At 71.6% G+C, this 17880-nt stretch carries 20 protein-coding genes; 8 read left to right on the top strand and 12 right to left on the bottom strand.

Features of this window, described 5'->3' with window-relative positions:
- Positions 1-29: 29 nt before the first annotated feature.
- Both NZH93_RS10065 and NZH93_RS10060 read right to left on the bottom strand, forming a co-directional pair.
- Positions 30-1382: a carotenoid oxygenase family protein gene (locus NZH93_RS10065; protein ID WP_259622714.1), complete on the bottom strand. Its 1353-nt coding sequence runs from the start codon at positions 1380-1382 to the stop codon at positions 30-32.
- Between the two features lie 76 nt (positions 1383-1458).
- Positions 1459-2244, bottom strand: a complete 786-nt coding sequence (locus NZH93_RS10060) for a helix-turn-helix domain-containing protein (protein ID WP_259622713.1) — start codon at positions 2242-2244, stop codon at positions 1459-1461.
- 96 nt (positions 2245-2340) lie between these two features.
- On the opposite strand from NZH93_RS10060, the gene NZH93_RS10055 reads away from it, so the two are divergent.
- Complete coding sequence (locus NZH93_RS10055) at positions 2341-2901, top strand: TIGR03086 family metal-binding protein (RefSeq protein ID WP_259622712.1); 561 nt, start codon at positions 2341-2343, stop codon at positions 2899-2901.
- A gap of 7 nt (positions 2902-2908) precedes the next feature.
- On the opposite strand, the gene hisG is transcribed toward NZH93_RS10055, so the two are convergent.
- The gene (gene hisG, locus NZH93_RS10050; RefSeq protein ID WP_259623133.1) at positions 2909-3766 is read right to left on the bottom strand and encodes an ATP phosphoribosyltransferase; all 858 of its coding nucleotides are present in this window, start codon (positions 3764-3766) and stop codon (positions 2909-2911) included.
- A 99-nt stretch (positions 3767-3865) separates the two neighbouring features.
- On the opposite strand from hisG, the gene NZH93_RS10045 reads away from it, so the two are divergent.
- Together NZH93_RS10045 and NZH93_RS10040 are read left to right on the top strand one after the other, a co-directional pair.
- Positions 3866-5899, top strand: a complete 2034-nt coding sequence (locus tag NZH93_RS10045; RefSeq protein ID WP_259622711.1) for an MDR family MFS transporter — start codon at positions 3866-3868, stop codon at positions 5897-5899.
- A 129-nt stretch (positions 5900-6028) separates the two neighbouring features.
- The gene (locus tag NZH93_RS10040) at positions 6029-6838 is read left to right on the top strand and encodes an alpha/beta fold hydrolase (protein ID WP_259622710.1); all 810 of its coding nucleotides are present in this window, start codon (positions 6029-6031) and stop codon (positions 6836-6838) included.
- A gap of 51 nt (positions 6839-6889) precedes the next feature.
- On the opposite strand, the gene NZH93_RS10035 is transcribed toward NZH93_RS10040, so the two are convergent.
- Positions 6890-8068, bottom strand: a complete 1179-nt coding sequence (locus NZH93_RS10035; protein ID WP_259622709.1) for a thiolase family protein — start codon at positions 8066-8068, stop codon at positions 6890-6892.
- A gap of 82 nt (positions 8069-8150) precedes the next feature.
- On the opposite strand from NZH93_RS10035, the gene NZH93_RS10030 reads away from it, so the two are divergent.
- Positions 8151-8738 (top strand): TetR/AcrR family transcriptional regulator, encoded by a 588-nt coding sequence (locus NZH93_RS10030; RefSeq protein WP_259622708.1) that lies wholly within the window; start codon positions 8151-8153, stop codon positions 8736-8738.
- Here NZH93_RS10030 and NZH93_RS10025 read toward each other — a convergent pair.
- Positions 8735-9253 carry a DUF2087 domain-containing protein gene (locus NZH93_RS10025; protein WP_259622707.1) on the bottom strand — a complete coding sequence of 173 codons (519 nt, stop codon included), beginning with the start codon at positions 9251-9253 and terminating at the stop codon, positions 8735-8737. The genes NZH93_RS10030 and NZH93_RS10025 overlap by 4 nt on opposite strands.
- An 80-nt stretch (positions 9254-9333) precedes the next feature.
- Between NZH93_RS10025 and NZH93_RS10020 the strand changes: the two genes are divergently transcribed.
- Complete coding sequence (locus tag NZH93_RS10020; protein WP_259622706.1) at positions 9334-9774, top strand: MarR family winged helix-turn-helix transcriptional regulator; 441 nt, start codon at positions 9334-9336, stop codon at positions 9772-9774.
- A complete protein-coding gene (locus NZH93_RS10015; protein ID WP_259622705.1) occupies positions 9771-10154 on the top strand; it encodes a DUF5313 family protein in 384 nt (127 codons plus the stop codon). Before NZH93_RS10020 ends, NZH93_RS10015 begins: the two co-directional genes overlap by 4 nt.
- On the opposite strand, the gene NZH93_RS10010 is transcribed toward NZH93_RS10015, so the two are convergent.
- The 3 genes from NZH93_RS10010 to NZH93_RS10005 form a co-directional block, all read right to left on the bottom strand.
- Positions 10151-11176, bottom strand: coding sequence for a cytochrome P450 (locus tag NZH93_RS10010; protein WP_259622704.1), 1026 nt, complete (start codon positions 11174-11176; stop codon positions 10151-10153). The two genes, NZH93_RS10015 and NZH93_RS10010, sit on opposite strands and share 4 nt — an antisense overlap.
- Before the next feature lie 65 nt (positions 11177-11241).
- Positions 11242-11310 carry a tryptorubin family RiPP precursor gene (locus NZH93_RS51190; RefSeq protein WP_372506611.1) on the bottom strand — a complete coding sequence of 23 codons (69 nt, stop codon included), beginning with the start codon at positions 11308-11310 and terminating at the stop codon, positions 11242-11244.
- A 250-nt stretch (positions 11311-11560) separates the two neighbouring features.
- The gene (locus NZH93_RS10005) at positions 11561-12484 is read right to left on the bottom strand and encodes an AraC family transcriptional regulator (RefSeq protein ID WP_259622703.1); all 924 of its coding nucleotides are present in this window, start codon (positions 12482-12484) and stop codon (positions 11561-11563) included.
- Between the two features lie 82 nt (positions 12485-12566).
- Here NZH93_RS10005 and NZH93_RS10000 point away from each other — a divergent pair, with 82 nt between their 5' ends.
- Positions 12567-13040, top strand: coding sequence for an anthrone oxygenase family protein (locus NZH93_RS10000; protein ID WP_308214184.1), 474 nt, complete (start codon positions 12567-12569; stop codon positions 13038-13040).
- Here NZH93_RS10000 and NZH93_RS09995 read toward each other — a convergent pair.
- From NZH93_RS09995 to pdhA, 3 genes are read right to left on the bottom strand one after another with little or no spacing between them, the layout of a single operon-like run.
- The gene (locus NZH93_RS09995) at positions 13037-14245 is read right to left on the bottom strand and encodes a dihydrolipoamide acetyltransferase family protein (protein ID WP_259622702.1); all 1209 of its coding nucleotides are present in this window, start codon (positions 14243-14245) and stop codon (positions 13037-13039) included. The genes NZH93_RS10000 and NZH93_RS09995 overlap by 4 nt on opposite strands.
- A complete protein-coding gene (locus NZH93_RS09990; RefSeq protein WP_259622701.1) occupies positions 14238-15230 on the bottom strand; it encodes an alpha-ketoacid dehydrogenase subunit beta in 993 nt (330 codons plus the stop codon). The genes NZH93_RS09995 and NZH93_RS09990 overlap by 8 nt, the downstream gene beginning before the upstream one ends.
- Positions 15227-16318, bottom strand: a complete 1092-nt coding sequence (pdhA, locus tag NZH93_RS09985) for a pyruvate dehydrogenase (acetyl-transferring) E1 component subunit alpha (protein ID WP_259622700.1) — start codon at positions 16316-16318, stop codon at positions 15227-15229. Before pdhA ends, NZH93_RS09990 begins: the two co-directional genes overlap by 4 nt.
- A gap of 113 nt (positions 16319-16431) precedes the next feature.
- Here pdhA and NZH93_RS09980 point away from each other — a divergent pair, with 113 nt between their 5' ends.
- The gene (locus tag NZH93_RS09980) at positions 16432-16917 is read left to right on the top strand and encodes an Lrp/AsnC family transcriptional regulator (RefSeq protein ID WP_259622699.1); all 486 of its coding nucleotides are present in this window, start codon (positions 16432-16434) and stop codon (positions 16915-16917) included.
- Between the two features lie 161 nt (positions 16918-17078).
- Here NZH93_RS09980 and NZH93_RS09975 read toward each other — a convergent pair whose 3' ends face one another.
- Complete coding sequence (locus NZH93_RS09975; protein ID WP_259622698.1) at positions 17079-17825, bottom strand: CAP domain-containing protein; 747 nt, start codon at positions 17823-17825, stop codon at positions 17079-17081.
- Between the last annotated feature and the right edge of the window lie 55 nt (positions 17826-17880).

Here is a 17880-nt window from a genome sequence, read left to right as displayed (position 1 = left end):
AGTGGCACCTCCACCGGACCGCCCGACGATCAGCTCGCGGTGGAAACCGCGGCGACCCCGTGGTGCGGCACACCGACGCGGGCCAGTTCCTCGAACGTCCTGGCGTCCAGCACGACCATCCCCGCCCGCCCGTCGTGGCCGTCCAGCACCACGGACAGCAGCACGCCGTCGTCCTCGTGCCGGGCCGTCGGCGAGGGCACGAAGACAGGCTCTCCGGGGTGCTGGCCCGGCTCGTGCCACACCCAGGTCTCGCCCGAGTTCACGTCGAGCTTCACCAGGCGGTCGAACGCGGCTCCGCCGCGCGGGTCCTGGACGCCGACGCCGTAGGCGAACCGGTAGTCGCCGCCGTTGTGCGCGCGGTAGGAGATGCGGGGCAGCTCGAACGGCTCGGCCGCCAGGCGCCGGGTGTGCAGGACGCCGCCGAGCAGGTCGATCTCGTAGCGGGTCGGGAGGGCGAGTGGGAGTTCGCCGCGCCAGCGGGAGGGCCGGGGCGCGTTGACCGGGTCGGCGTTGGCGTAGGAGCAGATGTCCAGCACCACGCGGTTGCCCGCGTCGCGGGCGTTGATGTGGTGGAACGCGAAGAAGGCCTCGGTGCGGTGGTCCGCGACGATCCGGCCGTCCGCCTGGTCGACCACGATGAACCGGGTGCCCAGTTCGGGCCGCCAGCGGTGGTTGGAGGTGAACGGCCTGCCGGGCGTGAGCGGGTGGCGGGGGTCCACGACGAACGGGTACTCGACCAGCACGACGAACCGGTCCGTGACCGCGAAGCTGTGCAGGTAACCGGGGTTCTCGGTCGGCACGGCCACCAGGAGTTCCCTGGATCTGCTGCCGGGGCGTCTGCGGTGGACGCGGTACTCGCTGTGCTCGCCGAACCGGAGGACGTAGTCGAGCACGTCGCCGGTGAGCGGCGCGTGGTGCGGGTGCGCGCTGGGCACGGGCGTCGACAGGCCGCCCGCGATGCCGACGCCGTCGAGCACGCCGGGGTCGAAGTCGACCGCGATCGGGGTGTCGTGGCGGGCCCACTGGCGGTCCGCGAGCGACAGCACGTTCGCGGCGGCGTTGGGCGCGATCCGGTAGCGGGTCAGGAAACGGGAGAACAGCGAGAGGCACGGGTCGGCGGTGAACTCCGCGAAGTCGATGCGACCCCGACCGTGCCGGGCGGGTGGGCCGTCCGGGGAGACCGACCGGTAGGACACCGCTCCGCCGCCGAAACCGAAGCGGTGCAACGCCGACGGGCCGCCGAGCCAGTTGCGGAAGGCCGAGGGTGAGGTGGCGGGGCCGGTGCGCAGTAGAGTGCCCGAGAGCCAGTTCGGCACGGCGCCCTCGACCGGGAGCACGGGTGCGGGAACGTCCACGGCCACCCCGTCTTGCACCCCGCGCATGGCAGACCTACTCCCGGTTGGTGGAAACCTCGTTATGGAACACCGTTGTGATTCGGTAGTCAAGCAAGCGGGCACGTCATGGTGCGGGGTACCGCGCGGCGTAGCGGGTCGGTGACTCACCGATCATGGCGGTGAAGTCGCGGGTCAGGTGCGCCTGGTCGGCGTAACCGAGTTCGGCGGCCACACCGGCCCAGTCGATCACCGCCGAGCGCTCCATCCGGTCCGTCACCTCGCGGAGGCGGTACCGGCGGATCACCCACTTCGGGCCCACACCGACGTACTCGGCGAACAGGCGCTGCAATGATCGCACGTGCGTGTCGAGGCGCTCGGCCAGCTCGGTGACCCTGGTGATGCCCGGATCCCCGGCCACGAGCGCGACCGCCGACGCCACGTGCTCGGCCGTCGGATCCGGTTGCGGCCACACCGACCGCAGGAACTCCTCCGCGATCCGCGCCTGCTCCCGCTCGTCCGCCGCCTCCGCCATCGCGCGGGCGGGGACCGGGCCGAACACGTCCGCGGCGGGCAGGACCTCGCCGGTGATCGTCGACACCGACCGGCCGAGGAACGGCCGGAAGCAGCCGGGCCGGAACGCCACCCCGAACACCCGGCCCACGTCGGCCAACACCTTGTACCCGGACCGGCGGCCGACCCCGTGCACCTCGGCGGCGCCGTTGGGGAAGGAGAGCTGCACGGTCGGGTTCGGCACGATCAACTGCCGGTACGGCGGTCGGCCGCCCAGGTCCCAGGACACGGCCCAGAAGTGGTCCACGAAGGGCGCCAGGTCGGCGGCGGGCTCGGGGAACGAGTGGGCCTGGAAGCTCGCCCACGCCCCGCCGATCTCCCTGACGTCCCGTTCCACCACGGGGGAACCCTACTGTCGCGTTAGTCCAAGACAGGTCCGCGACGCGCTCCTACCGTGGCGGCACAACGGGAAACGCACGAGTGGGGAGCACGAGACATGGCAGCGGGTTCACTGGTCACCAGCGCGGCGACGACGGCGGTCGCGGTGGTGCGCGGCGTCGACGACCTGGACGCGCCGACGCCGTGCGCGGAGTTCGACGTGCGCGCGCTGGTCGCGCACCTGCTCACCTGGGGGCCCGCACTGGCGGGCGCGGGACGCGGGAAGTCCGTGCCACCGCTGGAGGACGTGCGCGTCGGCGACGACTGGGCGGAGCGGCTGGAGGCCCAGGTGGCGGACATCGCCGCGGCGTGGGGCGACGACTCCGCGTGGGAGGGCACGACGCACATGGGCGGCCCGACGGAGATGCCCGCGGACCTGGTCGGCGGGATGGTGCTGGCGGAGCTGGTGGTGCACGGGTGGGACCTCGGCCGGGGCAGCGGGCAGCGGCCGGAGTGGGACGACGACGTCCTGGAGTTCGCCCTCGGCGAGGTGGCGAAGACCGCGGACCAGGGCCGCGCCATGGGGGTGTACGGCGCGGAGGTCGTCGTGCCCGACGGGGCGTCCACCTTGGACCGGGTGCTCGGGTTGACCGGGCGCGATCCGCGCTGGAAGCCGTGACAACGGGTCAGATCCGGCAGGCTTCCAATTTCGTCACGAGAATCGCCTCGGCGCCGATCGTCATCAGCTCGTCCATGAGCCGTTGAATTCCGTGCCGCTCGACGAGGGAACGCACGGCGACCCATCCATCTTTCGCTAGCGGGGACAACGTCGGGGATTCACGGCCAGGGGTCAATTCGCACGCGCGGTCGACCACGTCCGTGCGGCACACGTAATCGATCAACACGAATTCACGGGCGTGCAGCACGCCTTGCAAGCGCTGCACCAGCACCTCAACGGCGGTCTCCAACTCGGGTGACAACTTTGAGCCCTCAGTGCGGACGAGGACCGCTTCCGACGCGAGGATCGGCTCGCCGAACGCCGTCAGACCGGCGTTGCGCAGGGACGTCCCGGTCTCGACGACGTCGGCGACGGCGTCGGCGAGCCCGAGGGCGACCGCGTTCTCCACGGCACCCTCCAGCTTGACCAGGTGGGCGTTCACACCCACTCCCACCAGGTATTTCCCGACCAGCGTCGGGTAGCTCGTCGCCACCTTCAGCCCGTCGAGGCCCACGACGGCGGAGGGGCCGTCCGGCTTGGCGGCGAACCGGAACAGCGACTTGGCGAATCCGAGTGGGAGGATTTCCCTCGCCGCGGCCCCCGAGTCCTGGAGGAGGTCCCGACCGGTGATGCCGACGTCGAGCGCGCCACTTCCGACGTAGACGGCGATGTCCTTCGGGCGCTGGAAGAAGAATTCGACACCGTGTGCGACGTCGAGCATCGAAAGCTCGCGATTGTTTCGGTGCAGTTGATAACCAGCATCGGTCAGCAACTGCATGGCAGCGCCGCTCAATGAACCCTTGTTCGGCACGGCGACACGAAGCAGAGACATGATCGCAATGGTCGCACAAGGCCTCCGCCATTCCACAATCAAGGCCACCACGTTCGTGCTGCCGGACCGCGACCACGGCCCTACTCTCCGTGCATGGCGGTCGCGGAACAGGCAGAACGGCACGACCCGGCGCAGGGGCTCACCCGACGCTCGCGCACCCTGGTCGTGGTCGCGATCATGCTCGGGATGCTGCTCGCGGCACTGGACCAGACGATCGTGGCGACGGCGCTGCCCACGATCGTGGGCGACGTCGGCGGCGGCAACCACCTGAGCTGGGTGGTGACGTCCTACCTGCTGGCTGAAACGATCATGACGGCGCTGATCGGCAAGTTCGGCGACCTCTTCGGCCGCAAGAAGGCGTTCTTGGCCAGCGTCGTCCTGTTCATGGCGGGCAGCTTCCTCTGCGGCTGGACCGACACCATGACCGGACTGATCCTCTTCCGAGCGGTCCAGGGCCTCGGCGCGGGCGGCCTGATGGTCACCGCGTCCGCCGTCATCGCCGACGTGGTGCCGCTGCGCGAACGCGGCAAGTACCAGGGCGCGATGGGCGCGATGTTCGGCGTGGCGACGGTCGCGGGCCCGCTGCTCGGCGGTCTCTTCGTGGACCACCTGAGCTGGCGCTGGGCGTTCTACGTCAACGTCCCGCTCGGCCTGGTCGTCCTCGGCGTGGCCGCCGTGGCGCTGCCGTCGGCCCGCGGCGCCGTCAAACCGGTGATCGACTACGCGGGCATCCTGCTGATCGCGCTGGCCGCGACCGGCCTCACGCTGGTCACGAGCTGGGGCGGCACCGAGTACCCGTGGGGCTCTCCCACGATCCTGTGGATGGCCGCCGGGTCGCTGGTGGCGCTGGCCGCGTTCGTCCTCGTGGAACTGCGCGCCGCCGAGCCGATGCTGCCCATGCGCCTGTTCCGCAGCCGGGTGTTCACCGTCGCGGGGGTGCTGAGCTTCATCGTCGGGTTCGCGATGCTCGGCGGCATCACGTTCCTGCCGACCTACCTCCAGTACGTGCAGGGCGCGAGCGCGACCGAGTCCGGACTGCGGATGCTCCCGCTGATCCTCGGCCTGCTGGTCAGCTCGATCGCCACCGGCAACGTGATCAGCAAGACCGGCCACTACCGCTACTTCCCCATCGGCGGCTCGGCGCTGATCGTCGCGGGCCTGTACCTGCTGTCCAGGTTGGACGCCGACACTTCGTTCGCGGAGGCGTCGGCGTCCATGCTGGTGCTGGGACTGGGGATCGGCTGCACGATGCAGGTGCCGATCATCGTCGTGCAGAGCACCAGCGCCTACGCGGACCTGGGCGTCGCGACGTCCGGCGTCAGCTTCCTGCGCACGATGGGCAGTTCGTTCGGCGTCGCGGTCTTCGGCACGGTCTACGCGGGTGAGCTGCCGGACCGGCTGGCGGCCGCGCTGGCCGCGTCGCCGGGTGTGGACCCGCGCGCGGTCTCCACGGTGAAGGGCCTGCACGCGTTGCCCGCGGAGGTGAAGGCGCCCTTCGTGGACGCCTACGTCGGCGCGCTGCACACGGTGTTCCTCTACGCCGTGCCCGTCGGCGTGGTGGCGTTCGCGGTCGCGCTGTTCCTGCCGGAGGTGCGGCTGCGCGACACCGCGCGGGCCTCGGCCGAGGGCAACAGCGGTGTGGGAGAGGGGTTCTCGCCGCCCGCGTCCACGGATTCGCGGCAGGAGCTGGAGAAGCTGGTCGGGCAGGTGTGGAGCAGGCAGAAGACCAACCCCGGCCCCGAGTTGGTGGCCCGGTCCGGCGTGCCGCTCACCGAGGCGCAGGCGTGGCTGATCGTCCGGATCTACCGGCACGCCGTGGACGACGGCAACGCGACCCTGCTGGAGATCTCGGCGGAGACGGGGGTGCCCGCGGGGATCTTCGAGCCGACCGCGCGCCAACTCGTCGACCTGGGTTACGTGGCCGAGTCGCAGGGCCACCACACGTTCACCCGGCTCGGTGCCGACACGTTCGGCAGGCTGGTCGGGGCGTGGCGGCTGTGGCTGCTGGAGCAGCTCACGGACTGGGACACCGAGCGGGACTTCACCGAGGCGGTCGACCGGATGGCCGAGCAGCTCGTCGACAACGGCCGGGAGCTGACCACCGGGCGGCACGCGGCGAAGGTCTGATCCGACGGCCGCGGCGGGCGGCGTCACGGGGCGCGAATCGAGACAGGGGTTGCGCGGCAGCAGATACCTCGTGCTAGATTTCCTCTTGCACAAGCAACTTGTGCACAAGGTAAATCAACGGAGGACCCGATGCGCAAGTTCACCCTGATCTCGGCCGTGGCCCTGGTGGCGGGCCTGGTCGCCACCGCGTTGCCGCTCTCGTTCGCCGCGGCCGACACCGCGGCGGCCGAGCGCCACGGCGCGCCCAAGCCGACCGTCGTCCTCGTGCACGGGGCGTTCGCCGAGTCGGCGAGCTGGAACGGCGTCGTGTCCCGCCTGCGCGACCGGGGTTATCCGGTGATCGCGGTCGCCAACCAACTCCGGTCGCTGGACACGGACGTCGCCTACGTCAAGGCGGTGCTCGCCGGCGTCGAAGGGCCGGTGGTGCTGGCCGGGCACTCCTACGGCGGCATGGTCATCTCGGGAGCGGCGACGGGCAACCCGAACGTCAAGTCCCTCGCCTACATCGCCGCTTTCGCCCCGGAAGCCGGTGAGTCGGCGCTGGACCTGACCGGCAAGTTCCCCGGCAGCACCCTGCCCCCGACGCTGAACTCGATCCCGCTCGGCGACGGCACCAACGACCTGACCATCAGGCAGGACCTGTTCCGCGAGCAGTTCGCCGCCGACGTGCCCCGCCAGGAGGCCGCGCTCATGGCCGCCACCCAGCGCCCGATCCGCGACGCCGCGCTGACCGGTCCCGCGGGCGCTCCCGCCTGGCGCGCCATCCCGTCGTGGTTCCTCATCCCCACCGCGGACAAGAACATCCCCCTGGAGGCCCAGCGCTTCATGGCGAAGCGCGCCGACGCCCGCGGCGTGGTCGAACTCCGCGGCGCCTCGCACGCGGTGACGGTCTCCCGCCCGGCGGAGGTGGCCGACCTGATCACCCGAGCCGCCCGCTAGAACGGCCGACCGAGGCGGCCACCCCACCACGGGGTGGCCGCCTCGGTCCGGTCAGACCCGTTCCACCAGCAGGGACACGCCCTGTCCGACGCCGACGCACAGCGTGGCCAGCCCTCGCGCACCGCCCTCGCGCTCCAGCCTCCCGAGCAGGGTCACCACCAGCCGCGCGCCGGAAGCGCCGAGCGGGTGCCCCAACGCGATGGCGCCGCCGTCGGCGTTGACCTTCGCCTCGTCCAGCTTCAGCCGCCGCACCACGGCCAGGCTCTGCACCGCGAAGGCCTCGTTCAGCTCCACGGCGTCCAGCGAGTCGACGTCCCAGCCGACCCGCGACAGCACCTTCTCGGTGGCGGGCACCGGCCCCAGGCCCATCACGTGCGGCGACACGCCCGCGCTCGCCCCGGCCACCACGCGGGCCCGCGGCGTGAGCCCGTGCTCGCGGACGGCGTCCTCGCTGGCCAGCACGAGGGCCGCGGCGCCGTCGGACAGCGGTGACGACGACCCGGCCGTCACGACCCCGCCGTCGCGGAACACGGTCCTCAACGACGCCAGCTTCTCCAGCGACCCACCGCGGCGCGGCCCCTCGTCGACGGCGAACTCCCCGCCCTTGACCGGGACCGGCACGATCTCCGCGTCGAAGCGCCCGGCGTCGATGGCCGCGACGGCCCGTTCGTGGCTGCGCAGGGAGAACGCGTCGGAGTCCTCGCGGGTGATCCCGTCGAGCGCGGCGACCTCCTCGGCCGTCTCCCCCATCGTCAGCTTCGTCTCCGGCGCGAACTCCGGGTTGGTGAACCGCCACCCCAGCGACGTGTCCGACACCTCGCCGGGCTTGGCCCACGGGGTGCCGGGCTTGGCCATCACCCAGGGCGCGCGGGTCATCGACTCGACGCCGCCCGCGACGACCACGTCGGCCTCGCCGGACCGGATCGCCTGCGCGGCGGTGGCCACGGCCGTCAGCCCGCTCGCGCACAACCGGTTCACGGTGTAGCCGGGCACCTCGACGGGCAGGCCCGCGAGCAGCACGGCCATGCGCGCCACGTTGCGGTTGTCCTCACCGGCCTGGTTGGCCGCCCCGAGGATCACCTCGTCCACCGCGCCTCCGGGCAGCCCGGCCCGCCTCAGCACCTCCGCGACCACGAGCCCGGCGAGGTCGTCCGGCCGGACACCGGCCAGCGCACCCCCGTAGCGGCCTTGCGCGGTGCGGACTCCGTCGACCAGGTACACCTCGGGCATCAGGGTTTCCCTTCCTCGCCAGGGCCCCCATTATCCACCGTCCGTTCGGTCAGGAAACGAGAGGTGGGCGACAATGCGGGCCATGACCACGAAGCGCGGCCGTCCGGGCTACGACCTGGAGTCACTGCTCCTGGTGGCCGTGAAGCTGTTCAACGAACGGGGTTACGACGGCACCAGCATGGAGGACCTGGCGCGCAAGCTGGGCATCACCAAGTCCGCGATCTACTACCACGTGCCCAGCAAGGACGAACTCCTCCGGCTGGCCGTGGACCGGGCGCTGGACGGCCTGTTCGCCGTCGTCGCCGAGGTGGACAACCTGCCGGGCCGGGCGATCGACCGGCTGGAGCACGTGCTGCGCGGCAGCGTCGCCGTCCTGGTGGAGCGACTGCCTTTCGTCACACTGCTGCTGCGCGTCCGGGGCAACACGAAGGTGGAACGGGCCGCGCTGGCGCGGCGCCGCGAGTTCGACCACCTCATCACCGACCTGGTGAAGCAGGCGGAGGCCGAGGGCGACGTCCGGGAGGGGCTCGACCCGGCGACGGTCGCCAGGCTCCTCTTCGGCATGGTCAACTCGCTGACCGAGTGGTACCGCCCGCGCCGGGGCTCCGACCACGCCGAACTGGCGGACACCGTGTGCCACATGGCCTTCGACGGGATCCGCCGCCCCTAGACCGGCCCGCCGGACCGCCAGTACAGCCCGGCGTCCCTGCTCAGCAGGCCCGCGTCGATCAGGTACCGCCGCAGCGAGATGTGGTCGGCCTCGCCGCCCTCGCACCACGCCCGCAGGGCGGCGTTCACCTCGGACTCCGGGTACCTGCGCCCCGGTTCGAACGTCTGCGCCACGTGCTCCAGCACCGTCAACCGCTTGGCCCCCGCCGCCGGGAACCGCACCAGCCGCCCGCCGCGGACGAACGCCCGCAGCACCTGGTCCTCGTGCTCCGGCGGTGCCGCGACGACCGCGCTCGCGACCTCCTTGAACAGCTCGTCGTGCAGGACGACCCCGGCGGCGCCGGTCGTCACCAGTCCGCCGGACTCCAACCGCCGCAACGCTTTCAGCACCACCCGGACGTCGAGGCCGGAGGCGAGGGCGATCTCCGGCGGTGAACTGGCGCCCAGCACGACGGCGGCCACCACGCGGAGCCGGTCCGGTTCGGCCAGCAGGCCGACGAGGTGTTCGGGGGTCACGACCCCCACCTAACCCGATCCATGACGAACCACACAGCCGAAAAATTAGTTGGCACACCAATCGTTGGTACACTAACCACATGGAGGAGGACCCGCTGGCCCTGGAGAACCAGGTCTGCTTCGCGCTCTCGATCGCCGCCCGCGGCGTCGTGGCCGTCTACAAGCCGCTGCTGGAACCCATGGGCCTCACCCACCCGCAGTACCTGGTGATGCTCGCACTGTGGCAGCGGGACCCGTTGTCCGGCAGGGAACTCTGCTCACTGCTCAAGCTCGACCCCGGCACCCTCTCCCCGCTGCTGAAGCGCCTGGAGTCGGCCGGGTACATCACCCGCGAGCGCGACCGCGCCGACGAGCGCGCGCTGGCCGTCACCCTCACCGCCGCGGGCCGCGCGCTGCGCGACGAAGCGCTCAAGATCCCGCCAGCGATCGTCGGCAAGCTCGGCATGAGCCTCGACGAGCTGCGCACCCTGCACAGCTCGCTGACCCGCGTCATCGCCGCCGCACACCAGGAGCAGCCGTGAAGCCGAACCTCGTTCTCCGCCTCTGGTACTACCTGGGTGGCCGCCTGCCGCAGCGCCACCGCGAGTGGGTGTTCCACAACGTCACCCGGCCGAACTGGCTGCTGCACTTCACCGCCCGCTCGCTGCTCCAGGTCCTGCCGCTGAGCCTGGTGATCGGCGTGCTCCTGGTGGTGCTGCTGGGTTCCCCCATCGGCCTGGCGGTGGCGTGCGGCGCGCTCGGCCTCATCGTCGGCGTCTACTTCTCGCTGTCCTACGCCGCCGAGAGCGTCGAGAACCGGATCACCAAGTACGGCTACCCGCACGGCGCGGCGGGCGAGACCCGCGCGCGGCGCACGGACGACGACCAGCAGGCCCGCTACAACGCGACCTGGCGCACCTAGCCGCGGACGACCCGCACGCGCGAGACCTCCAGCAGGCCGTCGAGTTCCACCCTCCCGACCCGCTGTTCCGGACTCACGACGAGCCCGTCCCGCCGGACGACGTCGAGCAGCCGCTCGGCCAGCGGCAGGACCAGGTGCCGTCCCCAGCAGCGCTCGCCGGAGTGCCCGAAGGGCAGGTAGCCGAGGTGGGTGTCGGGGTCGAGCGCGTCCCACCGCTCAGGCCGGAAGTCGTCGGGGTCGTCCCACAGCGCGGGGTCGCGGTGGCTGAGCAGCGGCAGCAGCAGGACGTCGTCGGCGGCGCCGATGCGGCGGTCGACGGCGGGGAACCCCGGTGACGCCCGCCGCAGGATGTTCCACGACGGTGGCAGCAGGCGCAGCGCCTCGTGCAGGACGTGCCGGTTGGGCACGCCCTCGGCGAACGGGGCCCCGAGCCACAGCGCGTTCGTGACGAGGGCGGCCACGGTGAAGCACACCGGGGCCGCGACCCGCCGGTACAGGTACAGGGCGTAGCGCCGGTCCGCGTACGACTCGGCCTCCCGCACGAGCGAGGCCAGGTTCGACAGCGGCACCCCCTCCCCCGCCCCGCCGAACAGCGCCGCGCCCGCCGCCACCGCCGACCACGTCAGCTTGGGCGTCAGTTCGAGCCTGCGGTCGACCAGCACGCGGAAGCGCGCGTCCTCGCGCCCGAACACCAGGTCGCGCAGGTGGACGTGGGCGACGTTCGGCCACGTCCCCGTCAGGTCCACCGGGCCGAGCGGCTTCTTCAGCGCCACCCGGACGTCGGCGGACACGGCCCGCATGGACGCGGTGCTGTCCGCGCGGCTGACGACGCGTCCCCGCACCGGTTTGAACGTCGGCCGCTCCTCGGGCCCCGCCGGGCGGCTGCGGAGCAGCTCCTCCATCACGTCCGCGCCCGCGACACCGATCGTGTCCCGTTCCAGGCGGAAGACGGAGCGGCCCCGGTACCGCTGGAGGAGGTCGTCGATGCGGGGCGCGAACGCGGTGACGCGGGTGGTGGGCACGGCGGGCTCCAGGGGGTGGGGGCCGTGCCCGGCGAGCGGCGCCCCGCCGGGCACGGCCTCGTCGATCAGATCCAGCCGTACCAGGCGTAAGCCTTCAGGCTCCGCTTCGGCATGATCCTCTTCACGAAACGCACCAGCGTCACGAGGGAACCTCCTAGATCAGTCGTTCGGTTGGCCGCGGAATCCGGAATTCCGCTTTCGCTCGGTCGACCGAAACTTTTATAACAGCAGGAGAGGACCGATCCCGGCCATCTCGAAAGGACCGAGCGGGCACATCACCGCAGGTAGCAGCCATAGCCGGTGATATAAAAAGCAGCAGGCGAACCAAGACGGACAAATCGACTTCACTCGATCGGCCGAATTGCCCACGATGACCGCCGAGGGTCAGGTCGCCCGGAACTCCTGCGGGCTGACACCCCGTTCGCGCTTGAACGCCGTGCTCAACGCGAACGAACTGCCGTAGCCGACCTGCCTGGCGACCGCGCCGACCGTGGCGTCCGTCTCGCGCAGCAGGTCCGCCGCCAGCGCGAGCCGCCAGCCGGTCAGGAACGCCATCGGCGGCTCGCCGACGAGGTCGGTGAACCGGCGGGCCAGCGCCGCCCGCGAGACGCCGATCTTGGCGGCCAGCGACGCCACCGTCCACGGGTGCGCCGGGTTCTGCTGCAACAGCCGGACCGCCTGCCCCACCACGGGATCGGCGAACGCGCTGTACCACGCGGGCGCGTCGGCACGGGCGAACCACGCGCGCAGCACCGCGATCAGCAGCAGGTCCAGCAGCCGGTCGAGGACGACCTCCTGGCCTGGCTCGTCCTTGACGATCTCGGCCGTCAGCAGCGGGACGACCGGGCAGTCCCACTCGTCCTCGCGCAGCACCAGCAGCTTCGGCAGCGCGTCGAGCAGCCGTCGGCTGATCTCGCCGCGCATCGGGTACGCGCCGGTCAGCATCATCATGCGGCCGTCGAGGTTCGTGCCCCACGTGCGGACGCCGAGCCCCATGCTCGCGGCCAGGCTGCGGCCGTCGGGCGTCTCGCAGCGCTGGCCGGGGTGGATGACCGCCTGCGGCGCGGTGTCCGGGTGGTCCGCGACGGTGTACGGCTCCGGACCGAGGATCACGGCGACATCACCGGCGGTCAGCAGCAGCGGCGGATCGTCGTCGTGCACGATCCACGCGTGCCCGCGCACCAGCGAGACGACGGTCAGCGGCGCCTCGTCCTGGATGCGGATGGACCACGGCGGGTCCAGCACGGTCCGGAGCAGGAACGCGTTGCGAGCCCTCGGCCCGTCCAGCAACCCCACCAGTGCGTCCACGGCTCAAGCCTAGACGGAGGCGCACGTGCGGGAGCGCCTGAACGATGGTCCGGGCGGCACCGGGTCCACTTGACTGCACGGCATGGACACGTTGCGCGCCATCGCACTCATCGCGGCCACGCTGGCCACCGGCCTCGTCGCGGGTCTCTACTTCGCCTACGCCTGCTCGGTGATGCCCTCGCTCAGGGGCGCCGACGACCAGGCGTTCGTCAGCACCATGCAGCGGATCAACGTCGCCATCGTCAACGGCTGGTTCCTCCTCGCGTTCCTCGGCGCCGCGGTGCTCGGCGTGCTGGCCGCGGTGCTGCACCTCGGCCGCGCCGGGTTCGGCTGGGTCGTCGCGGGCGCGGTGCTCTACGTGGCGACGATCGTGATCACCGGCGCGGTCAACGTCCCGCTGAACAACGCGCTCGACGCCGTCGGCGACCCCGCCACCGCCCCCGACCTGGCCTCGGTGCGCGAAGCCTTCGAGGCCACCTGGGTGCGGTGGAACACCACCCGCGCGGTCGCGTCGACCGCCGGGTTCTTCTGCCTGGTGCTGGCGTTGCGCGCCTAGAGGTCGCTCAGCGCGGACACCGGCGACTCGACGCAGTCCGCGACGTACCGCAGGAACCCGCCCGCCACACCGCCGTCGCACACCCGGTGGTCGAAGGCCAGCGTCAGCTCGCACACCTTGCGCACCGCCAACTGCCCGTCGACGACCCAGGGCCGGTCGATGATCCGGCCCATGCCGAGGATCGCGGCCTCGGGGTGGTTGATGATCGCGGCCGAGCCGTCCACGCCGAACACGCCGTAGTTGTTGACCGTGAAGGTGCCGCCGGTCAGGTCGGCGGGCGACAGCCTGCCCGCGCGGGCGGCGGCCGTGCGGTCGGCAAGCGCCGCCGACAGCTCGCTCGCGGTCAGGTCCTGGGCGTCCTTCACCACGGGGACGACCAGTCCGCGGTCGGTCTGCGCGGCGAAGCCGAGGTTGACGTGGTCGAGCACCACGATCTCGTCACCCTCGACGCGGGAGTTCAGCTCGGGGAACTTCTTCAGGCCCAGCACCGTGAACCGGGCCAGCAGGGCGAGCAGCCCGACGTCCTTGAGGGCGGCGCGGGCGGCGAGGAAGTCGGTGGCGTCGACGTCGACCCACACCGTCGCCTCGGGGATCTCGCGGCGGGACGCGGACAGCTTGTCCGCCACCGTCTTCCGCAGGCCCTTCAACGGGATCCGCCTGCCACCGGTCGTCTTCTCCGGCACGACCCGGCGGGCCAGTTCCCGCTCCACGTCGTGGCGGCGGACGACGCCGCCCGGCCCGGACCCCGTGAGCGCGCCGACGTCGATCCCGTTGTCCCGCGCCAACTTCCGGACCAGCGGCGAGATCACGCCCGGCTTCGGGGTGGCGACCGCCGTGGTCGCTGCGGGTGCGGCTGGTGCGGCGGCACGGGCACGCCTGCGCTTGCGGCGCGGGGCCTCGGACGTGCCGTAGCCGATGAGGACGTTGCCGCTGCCCTGCTCGGGCACGACGACACCGGGCTCCTGGAACCCTTCCGCGCCAACGGTCAGCAGCACCGAGCCGACGGCGAGGGACTCACCGGCCCGGCCGTGCGTGGCGGTCACGACACCCGCGTACGGGCACGGCACCTCGACGACGGCCTTGGCGGTCTCGACCTCCACGACGGGCTGGTCGACGGACACCTCGTCCCCCACCGACACCAGCCACGTGACGATCTCGCCCTCGGTCAGCCCCTCGCCGAGGTCGGGCAGCAGGAAGTCAGGCACCGCGCACCTCGTCGTCCCACTGCAAGCGGCCGATGGTGTCCAGGATCCGGTCCACGCCGGGGAGGAAGTGCTCCTCCAGCTTCGGTGGCGGGTACGGGATGTCGAAGCCCGTCACCCGCAGCACCGGGGCGTGCAGGTGGTGGAAGCAGCGTTCGGTGACCCGCGCGACCACCTCCGCGCCGTACCCGCCGAACCCGGCCGCCTCGTGCACGACGACCGCGCGTCCGGTGCGGCGCACCGATCCGCACACCGTCTCGTCGTCGAACGGCGACAGGCTGCGGAGGTCGACGACCTCGACGTCCCAGCCCTCCTCCTTCGCGGCCTCGGCGGTCTCCAGCGCGGTCGCGACCATCGGGCCGTACGCGATGAGCGTGACGTCCTCGCCCGGCCTGCGGATCAGCGCTCGGTCGAACCCGGTCCGCCGCTGGTCCGCCACGACCTCGCCCTTGGACCAGTAGCGGCGCTTGGGTTCGAGGAAGATCACCGGGTCCGGCGAGTCGATCGCGTCGCGCAGCAGGTCGTAGCCGTCCTGCGGGGTGCCGGGCGTGACGACGCGGAGCCCGGACGTGTGCGTGTAGTAGGCCTCGGAGGAGTCGCAGTGGTGCTCCACGCCCCCGATGCCGCCGCCGTAGGGGATGCGGATGACGACCGGCACCTCCACCTTGCCGCGGGTGCGGTTGCGCATCTTGGCGAGGTGGCTGGTGATCTGCTCGAACGCCGGGTACGCGAACGCGTCGAACTGCATCTCCACGACCGGGCGCATCCCGTTCATGGCCATGCCGATCGCGGTGCCGACGATGCCGGACTCGGCCAATGGCGTGTCGAACACCCGCCGGTCGCCGAACCGCGCGGCCAGCCCGTCGGTGATCCGGAAGACCCCGCCGAGCGGGCCGACGTCCTCGCCGAAGACGAGCACCCGCTCGTCGGCCTCGAGCGCGTCGGCGAGCGCCATGTTCAGCGCTCCGGACATGGACAGCGTGCTCATGCCAGCTCCTCCGCGAGCAGCGCGGCCTGCTCCCGCAACTGCCGCGTCGGCTCGGCGTAGACGTGCTCGAACAGCTCGGCCGGGTCGACCTCGACGTCGGCGTTCATCACCTCGCGCACGCTCGCGGCGTACGCCTCCGCCTCCGCGGCGACGGTCGCGCGGCGGGCGTCGTCCAGCAGACCACGGGCGGTCAGGTACGCCTCGATCCGGTCGACGGGGTCGCGGTCCAGCCACGCGGCCACCTCGTCGGCGTCGCGGTAGCGGGTCGCGTCGTCGGCGTTGGTGTGCGCCTCGACCCGGTAGGTGATGGCCTCGATCAGCGTGGGGCCACCGCCCTCGGCGGCCACGCGGACGGCGTCGCGCACCACGGCGTACAGGGCCGCCGGGTCGTTGCCGTCGACCAGCACGGACGGCACGCCATAGCCGACGCCCTTGTGCGCCAGCGAGGGCGCGACGTTCTGCTTGCTCATCGGGACGCTGATCGCGTAGCCGTTGTTCTGCACCAGGAACACCACGGGCGCCTGCCACACCGCGGCGAAGTTCAGCGCCTCGTGCGTGTCGCCCTCGCTGGTGGCGCCGTCGCCGACCAGCACCAGCGCGACGGTGTCCTCGCCCTTGAGCTTCGCGGCGTGCGCGAGGCCCACGGCGTGCAGCGTGTTGGTGGCGAGCGGCGTGCACTGCGGCGCGACCCGGTGCTCGTGCGGGTCGTAGCCGTTGTGCCAGCCGCCCTGGAGCAGCGTCAACGTCTCCACGGCGGGCACTCCCCTGGTCACCAGCGCGACCGAGTCCCGGTAGGTGGGGAACAGCCAGTCCTGCTCGCGCAGCGCCAGCACCGACCCGACCTCGCACGCCTCCTGGCCGCGGCTCGACGGGTACACCGCGAGCCTGCCCTGGCGGGTCAGCGCGGTGGCCTGGGTGTCGAACCGGCGGCCGACCACCATGCGGCGGTGCAGCTCCAGCAGCACGTCGTCGTCCGGCATCACCAGCTCGGGGTCGACGACCGGCTCACCGGTCTTCGTCAGCAGGGACAACGGCGCGTCCGTCGGGAGCAGCGACCGCTCCCGCGCGGGCAGGCTGGTGCGTGCCATGTGTCCTCCTCGGGCCCAGGGTGAGGCTCATGGTGAACCGGGTCACTGCCAATGTTCTAGATCTGCGGCCTTTCCCTGGACGAACGGCCCTGAACAGCGGTTACCGTGGCCAAATGCCCACGAAGCCCCGTGTGAACACCGCGTCGACTGGACGTCTGGACCCCCTGGACGACACCGATCGCCGCATCGTGGAGGAACTGCGCGGCGACGGTCGGCTGTCGATGCGGGCGCTGGCCGAACGGCTGCACATCTCGCGGGCGAGCGCGTACTCGCGCGTGGACCGGCTGCACCGGGACAAGGTGATCACCGGGTACAGCGCCGACGTCGACCCGGAGCGGTACGGGTTCGGGATCTCGGCGTACGTGTACCTGAAGATCAGCCAGCACTCGTGGAAGGCGGTGCGGCGGCGGATCCTGGAGATCCCCGAGGTGTGGCACGGCGCGCTGGTGTCGGGCGACTACGACCTGGTGCTGCTGGTCAGGGCGCCGGACGCGCACAGCCTGCGGGACCTGGTGCTGAACCGGTTGCAGACGATGCCGGACGTGACGTCCAGCCACACCGTGCTGGTGCTGGACGAGTTGCACTCACCAGGGGACTGACGGCGGGAAGAAGACAGGCACCCCGAGTGCAGGGCTCGGGGTGCCTGAGATTTTGGGTTGAACCTTCTGGAGGCTGTGCCTCCAGAAGGGCAAAAGCTTCCGAAGGCTGCGCCTCCGGGGGCTCGGGGTGCCTGAGTATTGGGTTGAACCTTCTGAACGAACTACCGGCCGAAGTTCTGGGTCCAGTAGATGCCGAACTTGCCGCCCTTGCCGACTCCGACGCCGAGGAACTTGAGGTCGCAGTTGAGGATGTTCGCGCGGTGGCCCGCGGACTCCATCCAGCTCTTCATGACCGCTTCGGGCGTCTGCTGGCCCGCGGCGATGTTCTCCGCGCCGGGGCTGGGGAAGCCCGTGGCCTTGATGCGGTCGACGAACGTGCGGCCGTCCTTGGACACGTGGTCGAAGTAGTTCTGCGTGGCCATGTCCACGCTGTGCCCGCGCGCGGCCGTGGTGAGGCGGTCGTCGGCCTTGAGGGGCGCGCAGCCCGCGGTGGCGCGTTCCTGGTTGGTGATCTCCAGGACCTTCGTCTCCTGGGCGCTGGCCCCGCTCGGCGGCGGGGTCTGCTCCGCGGGCGGGTCGGCGGGCTTCTCCGTGGTGGGCGGAGGCGCGGCGACCGTGGAGGTCTCGCTGGTCGTGGTCGCCGTCGTGGTGGTCGTCGTCGGCGCGGACGACTCGGCGCTGCTGCTCGGCGCCGAACTGCTGGTCGCGGACGCCGAAGCGGAGTTCGACCCGACCAGCCCCTCCGTGGAGGGCGCCGTCTCGACCGGGCTCGGCAACTGGGTCACGAAGCCGCCGCCGCCCGCCCCACCGCCCGCACCGACGGTGCCACCGCCCTCGCATCCGGCGACCAGCACGACGGTGCTGACGGCCAGCAGGAGCGAGCGGATGACGGTCGTTGTGCGTGGCACGGTGAGGTTCCTCTTCTGCGGCTTAGGCGGAAACAAAGACCTCGCAAAACACTAG

The sequence above is a fragment of the Umezawaea endophytica genome (assembly GCF_025061645.1).
GTDB lineage: Bacteria > Actinomycetota > Actinomycetes > Mycobacteriales > Pseudonocardiaceae > Umezawaea > Umezawaea endophytica.
Note: the sequence above shows the minus strand (reverse complement) of the source record. Positions and strands in the feature narration are given on the sequence as shown.